This window comes from Singulisphaera rosea (assembly GCF_054877945.1).
On record NZ_JBTYIP020000019.1, the window covers coordinates 62,375 to 76,000 of the forward strand.

Annotated in this window: 8 protein-coding genes; 4 read left to right on the forward strand and 4 right to left on the reverse strand. The window is 65.3% G+C overall.

What is annotated here, in order from left to right:
• Nucleotides 1–2: 2 nt before the first annotated feature.
• From ACYOEI_RS26685 to ACYOEI_RS26700, 4 genes are all read right to left on the reverse strand, one after another.
• Nucleotides 3–1,259 (reverse strand): sensor histidine kinase, encoded by a 1,257-nt coding sequence (locus ACYOEI_RS26685; protein ID WP_462852690.1) that lies wholly within the window; start codon nt 1,257–1,259, stop codon nt 3–5.
• A gap of 310 nt (nt 1,260–1,569) precedes the next feature.
• A complete protein-coding gene (locus tag ACYOEI_RS26690; RefSeq protein WP_462852691.1) occupies nt 1,570–3,009 on the reverse strand; it encodes an efflux RND transporter periplasmic adaptor subunit in 1,440 nt (479 codons plus the stop codon).
• A gap of 33 nt (nt 3,010–3,042) precedes the next feature.
• Nucleotides 3,043–6,324, reverse strand: a complete 3,282-nt coding sequence (locus ACYOEI_RS26695; protein WP_462852692.1) for an efflux RND transporter permease subunit — start codon at nt 6,322–6,324, stop codon at nt 3,043–3,045.
• Nucleotides 6,325–6,399: 75 nt separating this feature from the next.
• A complete protein-coding gene (locus tag ACYOEI_RS26700) occupies nt 6,400–6,975 on the reverse strand; it encodes a TetR/AcrR family transcriptional regulator (protein WP_462852693.1) in 576 nt (191 codons plus the stop codon).
• Nucleotides 6,976–7,293: 318 nt separating this feature from the next.
• On the opposite strand from ACYOEI_RS26700, the gene ACYOEI_RS26705 reads away from it, so the two are divergent.
• The 4 genes from ACYOEI_RS26705 to ACYOEI_RS26720 all read left to right on the forward strand — a co-directional run bounded on the left by ACYOEI_RS26705 (nt 7,294) and on the right by ACYOEI_RS26720 (nt 13,495).
• Complete coding sequence (locus tag ACYOEI_RS26705) at nt 7,294–7,677, forward strand: BlaI/MecI/CopY family transcriptional regulator (RefSeq protein WP_462852694.1); 384 nt, start codon at nt 7,294–7,296, stop codon at nt 7,675–7,677.
• On the forward strand, nt 7,674–8,837 hold the full coding sequence (locus ACYOEI_RS26710; protein WP_462852695.1) for a M56 family metallopeptidase: 1,164 nt from the start codon (nt 7,674–7,676) through the stop codon (nt 8,835–8,837). Before ACYOEI_RS26705 ends, ACYOEI_RS26710 begins: the two co-directional genes overlap by 4 nt.
• Nucleotides 8,838–9,051: 214 nt before the next feature.
• The gene (locus ACYOEI_RS26715; RefSeq protein ID WP_462852696.1) at nt 9,052–11,961 is read left to right on the forward strand and encodes a PSD1 and planctomycete cytochrome C domain-containing protein; all 2,910 of its coding nucleotides are present in this window, start codon (nt 9,052–9,054) and stop codon (nt 11,959–11,961) included.
• 79 nt (nt 11,962–12,040) lie between these two features.
• A complete protein-coding gene (locus ACYOEI_RS26720) occupies nt 12,041–13,495 on the forward strand; it encodes a DUF1501 domain-containing protein (RefSeq protein WP_462852697.1) in 1,455 nt (484 codons plus the stop codon).
• Nucleotides 13,496–13,626 lie beyond the last annotated feature (131 nt).

Sequence of the window (13,626 nt, forward strand, 5' to 3'; positions counted from 1 at the left end):
GCTCAGGCACTCGACCCGGCGCGGGCCGGCATGCGGAGCATGAACCGGGCGCCCCCTTGGGGATGGTTGGTGGCGTGGAGCATCCCGCCGTGGTCGTGGGCAATCCGCTGCGAGACGGGCAGGCCGAGCCCCAGCCCGGTCGCCTTTGTTGTGAAAAACGGCTCATATAAACGAGCAAAATGCCGAGGAGGGATGCCCGGCCCGGTGTCGAGCACGATGACCTCGACCTGGAAGTCCGCCGTGCGTCGGATCTCGACTTCCAGGACTCCGCCCCTCGGCATGACGTCGAGGGCGTTCAAGGCGAGGTTGACCAGGAGCTGTCGGAGCTGTTCGCCGTCCGCCTCGACTTCGACCGGAGACGCGGGAGGGGCATACTTCAGCGTCACGTTCTGCTTCCTCGCCCGCCCGCCGACCAGGGCCAACGTCTGATCCACGACCGTCTTCAGGTCGACGAGCCGGCGCTCTGGCCTCGGCGGCCTCGCGAAGTCGATGAAGACATTGAGGCGATCCTCCATCCGGCGGACCTCCATCTCGATGACTCGCAGATCCTCCGCCGGGAGTCCCTGCGATTCGGCATCCTCTCGGTTGGCCTGGACGAGCATCTTGATCGCCGTGAGGGGATTCCGCAGCTCATGGGCCAATCCCGCCGCGACCTGCCCGACCTCGGCCAGCGACTCGGCCCGCAAGACGGCGCGGCCAAGCCTCCGGGCGACGACGTAGCCCAAGAGTGCTCCCACCGCCGCGACCGCCACCCCGACGCTCACGAGCCCCCACGCGGTCGAGGCCACGATCCGTTGCAGGGCACGCTCGGAGCGTTTCCGCTCCGCGCTCTTGAACCGCTCCAGTTGACGACCGGCGGGGATCAGCTTCGCTTCCAGGAAAGAAGGGCCATCCCGCTTGCCGGGCTCGGCGGAAGCCTTCAGTTGGCTCCGAAGATAAAGGTCAAACCCCTCCTCCAATCCATCCACCAGCCGACGTTCCTCCGCGCCTTCGGCGAAGCGTCGAGCCCTGCCGATCCATCCCACGATTCCCCGATGTGCGGTGTCCTCATCGGCCGGATCTTTGCTGGGCAAGGCCTCCAAGTCTCGCAGCAATTCGGCGGCGATTCGGCAGCCCTCAAGGCTCTCATCGAGAGCCCGCAGCGAGGTTGACAGCCGATGATGCAAATAGGCCGCCGCGCCGAGGCTCGAGCCGAGGAAGAGCAGGCTCATGAGAAAGCTCGGCGCGGCGAGACGGACGTTGAGACTACGCGTCAACATGAGCAGCTCGAGGTAAACCCCGACCCTGTCCCGGCGATGGCAATCGGGCTCGGCCACGACCAGACCGTCTCCCGAACCCCATCGGAACCGCCCAAGGATTGGAACGCCCACGCGCCCGCCCCGTCAAGTCGGGGACCGGGGGACAATCCACTCGAAGGAATGGCCACTCGCCCGTTCCTTGGTCGGGGCGTCGCGGGCACATCGTCGCCGGCCCGCTTCACGTTCTCGAATCGCGAAGTATCCTCATGACATTCTCCTTGGAATTGAGACGCTCCCATGAAGCCTCGCCGCCGACGGGGAAGCCGCCGTCTCAGCGACCTGGAGACAAGGCTACGACTGACGTCCTCTCGGCTCGGATCGTGATCGGTTGGCCGTCGACCAGCGCGGAGGGATTCTCCCGGACGACCCGATCGGCCTCGCTGAAGTCGACCCATTCGGCGGGCAAGCCCTGTTCGAGCGCGGATTTCTGCTTGCGCAACACCTCGACTCTTTGACGGTCGCGAAGTCCGAGCTGGACGGGGGTCCTGACAGCCAGGTTGCCCTCGAGTCGAACGACCCACATCTGGTCGTCCTGTTGGAAGACCGATGAGGCCGGCAACGTGAGCGTCTCCGGGCGTGGGACGGGGATGCGTGCGGTGGCGTACATCCCCGGCCGGAGGACACCGTCGGGGTTGGGTAAATCGATCTCGGTACGCAAGGTGCGCGTCCGGTCGTCCAGGAGCCAACTCGAGCGGGTCACGCGACCGGGAAGCTCCCGGTCCCCCAGCGCCTGCACCATGACCCTGGCCGGCCCGCCGCTTTTGACGTGCGGGGCGTCGGCCTCGGGCACGTCCACGAAGATCCGCACCTGGTCGGTCCGCGCGATCTCGAAGAGAGGTGCGGAGCCGGTCGAATTGCTGGTCGGCGGCTGGACGTAGCTGCCGGTGTCCACCCCTCGGCGTGTCAGCACGCCGTCGTACGGGGCTTCGATCCGGGCGTAGGCCAGGATCGCCGCCGCCCGATCGCGGTCGGCGCGGGCCACTCGCAACCTCGCCTCGGCGACATGGACGTCCGCGGCCGCCTTGTCGCGCTGGGCCTTGGCCTCGACGAGGGCCGCCTCCGCCAGGGCCACGCCCGCGACCGACTCGGAGACGGCGGCGTCCGCCGTCTTGAGCTTCTCGTCGGTCTGTTCTAACTCCGCTTGAGGCGAGGCACCTCGCCCCACCAACCGCGAAACACGCTTGTGCTCCAGAGTCCACCAGGATCGGGTCGCCTCGGCCTTGAGCCGACTCGCACCCGAGTAACGAAGGGTGGCGTCGGATTGCGTGACTTTGGCATCGGACACCCGCAGCATCGCTCGAGTCTGCACGATCAAGGCCTCGTCCTCGAGGACGGTCGCGTCCTTCTGATGAAGCTCTTCAACCACTTCGGGCACCCGGAGTTCGGCCAAGACCTGGCCTTTACGGACGCGGTCGCCGATGTCGAAGTGATAGCGGTCGACGAAGCCAGGGATCTTGGAGTACAGGGGAGTCCGTTCGAATGCGTCGATCTGCCCCGGCTGCTCGATGCTGCGAGCCATCGACGCGAGTCTCGGCCGGATCGCCTCAACCTCCACGACCCTTTTGGTCAGGACGGGCTTCGATTTCGGGGAGTTGTCGACCCGCCTGCGGCGGTCGTGTCCGAGCCCTGCCGCCACGACCAGCGCCACGAGGCTGCTTGCCAAAAGCCACTTCCGGTGGCCCGAGATGTCGAGAGACGGGATCAGCTTCATCGGAGGAATCTCCATTCAGGACGTGAATACTTTCTAGTAATTGGGCGCTGATCGGTCGGACGCCTGGTCAGCCCCCGGGTAGAAATAAACGCTCTCGGGGTCCCTCGGGTCGATCGAGGCGGACACGGTCCGGCTTCGGGCCTGAATCACCGCGAACACCGAGGGTAAGACGAACAAGGTGGTCCACGTCCCGGCCACGAGCCCGCCGATGACCGCTCGGCCGAGTGGGGCGGTTTGCTCGCCCCCTTCGCCCATCGCCAATGCCATCGGCACCATGCCGGCCAGCATGGCGCAGCTCGTCATCAAGACCGGTCGGACGCGGTGGCGTGCTCCTTCGAGCGCGGCACGGGTGACCGCCTCGGGCGAAGGGCTGCGGCGTCGGCCCCGCTCCGCGAAGGTCACCAACAGGATGGCATTCGCCACGGCCACCCCGATCGCCATGATCGCACCCATGAACGACTGGATATTGAGGGTGGTTCCCGTGAGGAAGAGCATCACCGCGACACCCGCCAGGACCGCCGGGACTGCCGCGACGGACACTAAGGCCAGCTTCGGTGACTGGAAGTAGGCGGTCAGGAGCAGGAAGATCGAGACCACCGACAACACCAAGCCCACCGACAGGCCGCCGAACATCTGCCCCATCGGTTCGATCTGTCCGCGAACATCCACCCGCACCCCTCGGGGCGGAGGGCCGGCCCTGCCCAGGGCCTGATCGATGTCGATCGCGACCCGTCCCAGGTCGCTCCCTTCGATGTTCGCGGTCAAGCTGATGTACCGGCGCATGTCGAGCCGGTCGTACTCGCCCGGCCGAACCCCTTCGCGCACCCGGGCCACGTCGCGGAGCAAGACCTGGTTGCTCGAGGTGTGTTTGACCGGGATCGCCCCGATTGTTTGCGACGAATCGAGGCGAGGCGGCGGGACTTGCACCTGGACCTGGTAGCCGTTGCCCGAGGCCAGGTCGGCCCAGTAGTTCAGGACGACGTACCGGCTCGAAGACGTTGCCGACAGCAACGCCCTCGACGTCTCTTGCACCGTTACCTGGCTCAGTCCGGCCCGTTCTCGGTCGATCGTGACCTCGACGGTCGGGAAGTCCTGCGCCTGCCCGAACTGGAGGTCGCGGACGGCCGGGACTTTCTCCAACTCGGCCCGCACCTTACGGGCGTAGGCGAGGTCATCGCGCAGGTTCGGGCCATGGATCACCAACTCCACGGGCGTGGGCGAGCCGAAGCTCATGACCTCGTTGATGATGTCGGCCGGTTCGAAGGAGAAGCGGAGGGCATCTCGGCGCCTGGAGACTTCGTCGGAGGCCAGCCCCTCGCCCCGCCATTTCGCCTCCAGCCACGGTCCGAGCCGCTTCGGCAGTTCGCGGCGCAGCCGAGACTTGAGCTCCTCGACCCGTACTCCACAGCCGTGCTTCAGGGCGATCCGCAGTACGGCTTCTTCCGGGCCTCGAGACCAGAGGTAGACGCTCTGGTTGGGGAAGGTGGGGGGTGTCACCCCGATGAAGCCCACCGTGGCTTCGATCGCGTCGGACCCAGCCTCCGACGTGATCACATCCAGGGCCTGCCGGGCGATCTCCTCGGTCCGCTCGATCCGAGTGCCCGTGGGGGCGCGGAGGCGGAGGAGGAACTGTCCGGTGTCGACCGCCGGGAAGATCTCCCGGCCGACACGGCTCCCCACGAAGACCAGCGTCATCATGCTCGCGACGAGATAACCCGCCACCACGGTCTTGCGCTTGTGGATCACCGCCCGGAGCACGCGGTCATAAGCTTGCTGGACTCGCCCGAAAACGCCCGAGGATGTCGTGCCGTATTCGTCGGGAGTGCCGCCGTGCCGCCGGATCATCCAGACCGAGATCACCGGCACGAACATGCTGGAAAGCAAATAGGAGGTGATCATCGCGAATCCGACCGCCATCGCCAGCGGCACGAACATATTGCGGACGGCCCCCTCCATGGCGAAGACCGGCAGGAACACGGCCAGGATGCAGAGCATGGCCAGGAGCCGGGGGACTGCCGTCTCGGCATTGCCCCGACGCACCGCCTCGGCCACGGACTCGGTGTGTTCCATCTGCGAGTGGATGTTCTCCACCTCGACCGTGGCCTCGTCCACCAGGATGCCCACGGCCAGCGACAGCCCTCCCAGGGTCATCAGGTTGATCGTCTGCCCCGACGCCCAGAGCGCCACCAGGGCGCCCATCAAGGCCAGCGGTATGTTGAGCACGACCACCACCACGCTCCGCCAGTCGCGGAGGAATAGGAGTACCATCAGGCCCGTCAGGGCCGCACCCAGGAGGCCCTCGCTGCCAACGCCCCACATCGCCCGGGTTACGAACGGCGACTGATCGAGCTCGAATCGGATGTGCATATCCGTCGGCAGCGCCTCCTGCATCCGGGGCAGGTTGGCCTTCAACGCATTGACGACCGCCAGCGTCGAGGCGTCGGCCCGCTTGCTCACCATCAGGAAGATCGAACGCTTCCCGTTGACCAGGGCATAGCCGCTGGCGATGTCCGTCGCGTCGGAGATGGTGCTCAGGTCGCGGATGTAGAGGTTCTCCCCAGGCCTCACGGGGATGCTTCCCAGCGCCTGAGGGTCGGCGACCATGGCGTTCGAGGGTACCATCGGGGCCCGGTCGGAAATTCGGGCGTTCCCCGAAGGGACGACCAGGTTGCCGCTGCTCAGGGCGGCGACCACGTCGTCGGGCGATAGGCGATAGGCCCTCAAACGCTCGGGGTCAAGGTTGATGACGATCGAGCGGATGTTGCCCCCCACCGGCGGAGGCGACGACGCGCCCGGGATGCTGCCGAAGATCGCTCGGACCCGGAACAGGGCGAGGTCTGTCATCTCGCCAACGCTCCGCGCCCGGTCGCTCTCGAAGACCAGGTAGCCGACGGGCACGCTCCCCGTGTCGTAGCGCAGGATGAACGGGGGTAACGTGCCGGCGGGCATGAACCCTTTGGCTCGGACGGTGTACCCGACCGCCTCGGCCATCGCCCCCCCCATGTCGGTGCCGGGGTAGAAAGACAACTTGATGACCGCCATCCCCTGGATGTTCTTCGACTCGACGTGGTGGATGCCGGTCATGTAGATCGAGTGGCCCTCGTAATACGACGTGAGTTGGCTCTCCATCTGACTCGGGTCCATGCCCCCGTACGGCTGGGCGATGTAGATGACCGGCAAATCGAGAGCGGGGAAGACGTCGACGGCCATGCGCCTGGCGGCGAGAATGCTGGCGACCGCCAGGGCCGCCACCCCCGCCATGACGCTGACCGGGTGTCGCATCGCAAAGGCGATCGGGTTCAGGGACGCGTTCACCGCAAGCTCCTCTCCGTCCGAAGCCGGTTTCATTGAAGCTATCTATTACTAGATAGGTAAGCGGAGCAAAAAAAATCAGGCGATCAGGGCCTCGAGGATCCATCGGGAGGTGGCCTCGAAGCGGTCGATATCGTGAAATGCCCTGGCGATCAGCAAGGCCCCTTCGAGCGACGAGAACAAGGCCCGAGCGGCTAAGTCCGCGGGCCCTTTAAACCGGAATTGCCGAAGCTTCCGCCCGTCCTCGAGCACCTTTGCGAGCCAGCCCTCGTTCTCGGCGAAGAGCTGACGGACCTCCCCTCCCACGGCGTCTGTCAAGGTCTCCTGCTCGACCGCGAGCATGGCCCCCAGGCACATCCGGTTGCCGCAGCCGATCGTGGTCGCCTGAAAGAGCTCGAGGAAGCCCTCCAGCCGGCGCCTCGGGTCCTTCTCTACGGCGTCGAGATCCGCAAGGTTCTTGGCGAACACCCTCCTCTCATTCTCGATCAAGGCTTTGCCCAGGTCTCCCTTGGTGGGGAAATGATAGTGGATGCTCGCCGTCTTGATCCCCACTTGCTCGGCCAGGTCGCGATAACTGAAGCCGTTATACCCCCGCGTCCGTACCAAGGTCTCGGCCAGATCCAGCAACTCTTTACGCGTGTCACGCTCGCTCATCGCTCGATTCCTCCGATCGGAACGTCAGGGGAGACGTTCCTGACCATCCGTAGCGAATCCTGAGTCTCTCGTCTTCTGCAATTTCTCCGCCCTCGTTGATGGGATCTTACCTACTAGATGATAGGTGGTCAAGAGCTTCAAGGAATTCGACTTTCATTTCGGCGCCGGCAAATCGGCATTGAGTGCATGAAAATGCGGCTTCGGTGGCGTCAGGCGAATTCATGATTAGTCGGCGAAGAAAAATCCCGGCCGAGTGTTGACGGCGTTCAATTGAACGCTAAGATGGCTTTCAAATGAACGTCGTCCGGGGCTCCGAAGATGTCGAAACGTCCCGTGCCCGCGAAGTCGGAACTTGAGATTGCGCGGATCGTCTGGGAACTCGGCGGGGCGACCGTCCGCCAGGTTCTGGATACCCTGCCCGCGGACCGAGGCCTCGACTTCAAGACGGTGCAAACCTATCTGAGACGCCTGGAAGCCAAGGGGTATCTCGAGACGCATCGCGAGGGTAGGAGCAACGTCTACAAGCCGAGCGTCCGTTCAGGACAGGTGATCGGCGAGGTGATGGATGACCTGCTGAACCGGCTGTTCGACGGCCAGGTCCTCCCGCTTTTCCAGCATCTGGTCAATGACCGAGGGCTGTCGGGCGACGAGGTCCGACAACTCCGCGAACTGCTGGATCAACTGGAGGGTGAGTCGCGATGAGCCCCGATCTCGACGCTCTGGCACGCCTGGCGTGGGTCCAAGTTTGGCAGGTGACGGTCGTGGCGATCCTCATCGGCGCGGTCGTGCGACTCTGGTGCCGGGAGCAGCCGCGGTTGGCCTACGTCCTCTGGATGCTGATCGTCGTCAAGTCGATCGTGCCTCCGGTGTGGAGCAGCCCGACGGGCTTTTTCAGTTGGGCCCTCGCCAACGCCGAGGCTGTGGGGTCTGGGTCGCGCGGCGGGGGGATCGAGCCGCCTTCGCCGGGGGCGAGTCCCGTAGCGATGGGTGCGGAACAGGCCGAGGTCGCCGGCTTCGTGGGCAAGATCATCCGGGACCAGGAGAGGCTTCGGATTCACGTCCAACGCGCGGCCTTGTTCGTCTGGTTCGCCGGATTCGTCCTGTGCTCCGGAATCGTCGTCGGGAAGCATGTCGTTTGCGCAAGCCTGATCCGCCGGTCGCGGCTCACCGTGGACCGACGATACCGCTCGGCAGCGGCGAGCCTGTCGCGGCGGTTGGGTGTGAAGGGACCGGTCCGCCTGGTCGTCACCTCGAGGCCCATCGGCCCCGCCGCTTTCGGCCTGCTCCGACACGCAATCCTCCTCCCGGAACCGCTCCTCTCCGTCATGCCCCGTCGCCAGGTCGAGCTTGTCCTCGCCCATGAACTAATCCACATCCGAAGGGGTGATGTCTTCGCGGGCAAGCTGCAACTCGCCTCGCAACTGATCTGGTGGTTCAACCCGCTGATCTGGTGGGCGAGCCAACAGGCCAGCCGCGAACGGGAGCGTTGCTGCGACCAGGAAGTCCTCTCGGGCGTCGATTGCAAGCCCGTGATTTACGCGAGGACCTTGTTGAGCGTCCTCGAGCTGAAGGGCCGCTTGTGGACGCTCGCCTCACTCCCGGGCGTGCGCTCGATGGAAGTCACCGCGCTTCGCCTGCGGTCGATCATGAGGTCCGCGGACGCCGCTCCCCGACACACGCCTCGAATCAATCAATTTGTTTTCATGATGGGATTCGCCCTGCTCGTCCCCGGGACGGCCTTGACCCCCTCAGCCCGCTCATCGGCCACTGACGAAGCCTGCCGCACCTCGTCGACCTCCGCCATCGATCACAACTCCGGTCAGGATTCGATGCCAGCGAACAAGGAAGCTTGTTCTTTGTAAATCGTCTTGTTGTTTCGTTGAGACGTTTCGTCGGACGCCACCGGTCGATTAGGCCCGGATGAGCCGCCCGGTTCCGGAGCGTTGCGCCTTGCCTTCCCACCGCCGAGGGGTCGATGCCTCTCGTCACGAGGGGACGCGAGGCCGGGCCCCCGTGCGCCCATGATGATCGATCGATTCGCCGGAGTTGTTCCCCACGACCTCGAGGGACAGACCCATGCCTCCCCAACCTGACCAATGCGACGGGATGCCGGACGAACCCTCCCGGTCGTCCGGTCGGTTTCTCGGAGCCGTAACGAGAGCCTGCGTCATCGGGCCGATACTCCTGGCCGTGGGGACGACCCGGGCCGATCTCCCGAAGCCCGGCACCGCGAGCATCGACGACTTCGAAAACAAGGTGCGACCCGTCCTGGTCGAGCACTGTTACAAGTGCCACTCCGCGGGGTCCGAGTCCCTCAAGGGGGGCCTTCGGCTCGACAGCCTGGACTCGATGCGGAAGGGGGGCGACATGGGAGCGGCGGTCGTCCCCGGCGACGTCGAAGCGAGCCTGCTCATCTCGGCGGTTCGCTATCAGGATGAATCCCTGCGCATGCCCCCCGCGCGCAAGCTTCCGGACGCGATGATCGCCGCGCTCGAGGGTTGGGTGAAAGCGGGCGCGGTGATGCCGCAAGACTCGGAGGCCTCGACCTCGCGTCCCGGAGCGGTAAGGCGAGGCGGCATCGACTTCGATGCCGCAGCCAGACACTGGGCCTTTCAGCCCGTCCGCAAGCCGACGGAACCCGAGGTGCTCCGTCGCGATTGGCCGATCTCTCCGGTCGACTCGTTCGTCCTGGCGAGACTCGAAGCGGCCGGGCTGACCCCATCCCCGCCGGCCGATCGACGCGTGCTATTGCGTCGGGCGTCTTATGACCTGGTCGGACTACCCCCGACCGCCGAGGAGATCGCGGCGTTCGAGGCGGACCGGTCGCCGGATGCCTTCGCCCGAGTCGTCGATCGCCTCCTGGCCTCGCCGCAATACGGCGAGCGGTGGGGACGGCACTGGCTCGACGTCGCCCGGTACGCCGATACCAAGGACGGTGTGCTCATGTATGGTGACGATAGGGTCTTCCCCTACGCGTATACCTATCGGGACTACGTCGTCCGCGCGTTCAACGAGGATATGGGCTTCGACCGGTTCGTCCAGGAGCAGCTCGCGGCCGATTCGATCGCGCCCAAGGATCAGCCCTGGCGGCTGGCGGCGATGGGTTTCCTGACCGTGGGCAAGCAGTTCGACAACAACATCCACGACCAGATCGACGACCGAATCGACACGGTGACCCGGGGATTCCTGGGCCTGACGGTCTCCTGCGCACGCTGCCATGACCACAAGTACGACGCGATCCCGACGGCCGACTATTATTCGTTGTACGGGGTCTTCGCCAGCAGCGAGCCGCCGCTCGAGCTCCCGAGGATCGACCCCCCCGGGTCCAGCCCCACGCCGATCGCCTTCGAGCAGCAGGCGGAGGCGAAGCGTAATGAGCTTCGCCAATTCCTGGACGGCCAGTACAAGCTCCTGACCGAGGCCGCGCGACGACGGACGGCGGACTACATGCTCAAGGCGGCGACCTCGGCCCCAGACCCTTTGGAGACGGCCTTCTACTTCCCGTCCCTGGGCCCGGACGACCTGCGACGCCAGATCCTCACGCGTTGGCGCCGCTTCCTCAGGGAGCGGTCGCGTCCGGACGATCCCGTCTTCGGCCCTTGGCATGATTTGATCGCGCTTCCGGATGCCAACTTCGCGGCAGAGTCCCGTGCCGTACTCGCCGGATGGAGATCGCGGCCCCCCGGCACGAACCCCGAGCAATTGAATCCGATGGTCGCCGAAGTCCTGGCACGGGAGAGTTTCGCAACCAAGGCCGACGTCGTCCGCGCCTACGGCGAGCTGATCCGGCGGGCCGACGAAGACGCCCGAGCGTCCGAATCGAAGGTTGCCGAGGCACCGATCGGGGAGGCAACCCGGCAGATTCGCGCGATCCTTGCCGGCGATGAGAGTCCCGCTTATTTCCCGTACAATCAAACTTACTATTATTTGTCGATTACCGAGAAAGAAGTCTTCGACAACAAGATGATCGAGCTCGATCGGATGGCCGTGAAGGCCGCGGACGCATGGCCACGTGCCATGGTTCTCCTCGACTCGGGACAGCTCCACGAACCGCGGATCTTCGTGCGGGGCAACGCCTCCACGCCGGGCGAGCACGTCCCTCGCCAGTTCCTCCGCATCGTGTCCGGGGCCGATCGCCGGCCGTTCGCGAACGGCAGCGGCCGCCTCGATCTCGCCCGGGCGATCACCGCGCCCGAGAATCCTCTGACCAGTCGGGTCCTCGTGAACCGGGTCTGGATGCACCACTTCGGCGAGCCCCTGGTCTCCACTCCCAGCGACTTCGGTACGCGAGGCGCACCGCCGAGCCACCCCGACCTTCTCGACTACCTCGCGGCCCGGCTCCAGGAGGAGGGATGGTCCCTCAAGGCGTTGCACCGGCTGCTCGTGCTCTCGCGGACGTATCAGCAGTCCAGCACGGACCGGCCCGAGTGTCGCCACGTCGACCCCGAGAACCGGCTGCTCTGGCGGTTCCGTCGGCAACGGCTCGACCTCGAGTCGATGCGCGACACGCTCCTGTTCGTCTCGGGCCGGTTGGATTTGAAGCGGGGAGGGCGGGCGGTCGATGTCGCGGGCGACCCGAAGAATCCGAGGAGGACGGTCTATGGCCTGATCGACCGCCAGAGCCTCCCGGCGATGTTCCGCGCCTTCGATTTCGCCAGCCCGGACCAGTCGGCCGAGCGGCGACCGTGGACCTCGGTGCCGCAGCAGGCGCTCTTCAGCATGAACGCCCCCTTCGTCGTCGAGCAAGCCAGGGCCTTGGCCGCTCGGCCCGAGGTCGCGTCCGGCTCGACGACCGAAGGGCGGGTCGCATCCCTCTTCCGAGCGGCCCTGGCACGTCCCCCGCTCGCGGAAGAAGCCCAGGCCGCCGCTCGCTTCGTTACGGACGCATCCCCGCCGGTCGGCGGGACGGGCGACGGCCGGTTGTCCCGCTGGGAGCAACTCGCCCAGGTCCTCTTGATGTCGAATGAACTTTTGTTTGTAGATTAATGGCGTGGTCGGCGAGTTCCTCCGGGCGGCACTCTCGCCGTCCTCGACTTCCTCGCCCGTCGGCACCGACTCGAAAGGGATGCTCATGACATTGGATCCGCTCCGAATTCTCACACGTCGAGAGGTGCTCAGCCGGGTTGGCACGGGCACGGGGATGCTCGGGCTGATCGGATTGCTCGGTGATGTCGGCCACATGGGGCGGGCGTCGGGGGCCGAGAATGCCGACGGAGCTCGCCCTCCGATCGGCAATCCGCTGGCCCCCCGCGTCTCGCACTTCCCGGCCAAGGCCAAGCATATCATCCATATCTATCTCAACGGCGGCCCTTCGCAGGTCGACACCTTCGATCCCAAGCCGCTCCTGGCGAAGTACGAGGGCAAGACGCTCCCGCTGACGAATGTGTCGACCGAGCGCAAGACCGGGGCCGCGTTGCCCTCCCCGTTCCGCTTCCAGAAGTACGGCCAGAGCGGGATCGAGTTCAGCGAGATCTTCGCACGGACCGCTCAGCATGTGGACGACTTGTGCGTGATCCGATCGATGAGGACCGACGCGCCCAATCATGATCAGTCGATGCGGATGATGAACTGCGGCGACGGGCGTCTCTCGCGACCGAGCTTGGGAGCGTGGCTCACTTACGGCCTTGGCAGCGAAAATGAAAATCTTCCCGGTTATATCGTCATGTGCCCGGGTTTGCCGTACGCCGATGTCGCCAACTGGAGATCCGCGTTCCTCCCGGGCGTCTACCAGGGGACCTACATCGATACCCGACGCGACCGGGTCGAGGAGCTGATCGAGAACATCCACAACTCGACGGTGTCTCGGCCGGATCAGCGTCGGCAACTCGACCTGTTGACGGACCTCAACCGGATGCACCAGCGTCCTCGAGCCGAGGACGATGCGCTGGAGGCTCGCATCGCCAACTTCGAGCTCGCCTACCGCATGCAAACGGTCGCGACCGATGCCTTCGACGTCAGCCGAGAGCCGCAATATGTCCAGGACGCCTACGGCCCGGGTATCCAGGCGAGGCAGCTCTTGATCGCCCGACGTCTGATCGAACGTGGAGTCCGGGTCGTCCAACTCTTCCACGGCGACGTCCAGCCCTGGGATGCCCACAGCGACGTCACGGACAACCACCGCAAAGTGGCCGGACAATGCGACCAGCCGATCGCGGCGCTCCTGAGCGACCTCAAGCAGCGCGGGCTCCTCGACGAGACCTTAGTGATCTGCGGGGGAGAGTTCGGACGCACTCCGGTCGTCGAATTCGTCAACGGCAAGCCGGGCAAGGGCCGCGACCATAACCACCACGGATTCTCCCTCTGGCTAGCCGGAGCCGGCGTAAAGAAGGGGATCGTCCATGGCGCCACCGACGAGTTCGGGTACCAGGCCGTCGAGAAGCCCGTGCACGTCCACGACCTCCACGCCACCATCCTCCACCTGATGGGCTTCGATCACACCAAGCTCACTTATCGTTACGCCGGCCGCGACTTCCGCCTCACCGATGTGCATGGTGAAGTTGTGCGTGACATCTTGGTATGAATCGACGAAAAGTCCTCGAACAGACTGACCCTATTCCGAGACTCCTTGCCGATGTCCACCGGATGCATACCCCGCGAGGGTTACATCACAAGACAAGGTCTCAGATAACACATGTTTTCGTAGAACGGCGG

Excerpts from the sequence above, each read along its gene's own strand:
- ACYOEI_RS26710 (WP_462852695.1), top strand. The coding sequence starts at position 7,674 with ATGAGCCCCGATCTCGACGCTCTGGCACGCCTGGCGTGGGTCCAAGTT.
- ACYOEI_RS26720 (WP_462852697.1), top strand. The coding sequence starts at position 12,041 with ATGCTCATGACATTGGATCCGCTCCGAATTCTCACACGTCGAGAGGTG.
- ACYOEI_RS26705 (WP_462852694.1), top strand. The coding sequence starts at position 7,294 with ATGTCGAAACGTCCCGTGCCCGCGAAGTCGGAACTTGAGATTGCGCGG.
- ACYOEI_RS26700 (WP_462852693.1), bottom strand. The coding sequence starts at position 6,975 with ATGAGCGAGCGTGACACGCGTAAAGAGTTGCTGGATCTGGCCGAGACC.
- ACYOEI_RS26690 (WP_462852691.1), bottom strand. The coding sequence starts at position 3,009 with ATGAAGCTGATCCCGTCTCTCGACATCTCGGGCCACCGGAAGTGGCTT.
- ACYOEI_RS26715 (WP_462852696.1), top strand. The coding sequence starts at position 9,052 with ATGCCTCCCCAACCTGACCAATGCGACGGGATGCCGGACGAACCCTCC.
- ACYOEI_RS26685 (WP_462852690.1), bottom strand. The coding sequence starts at position 1,259 with ATGTTGACGCGTAGTCTCAACGTCCGTCTCGCCGCGCCGAGCTTTCTC.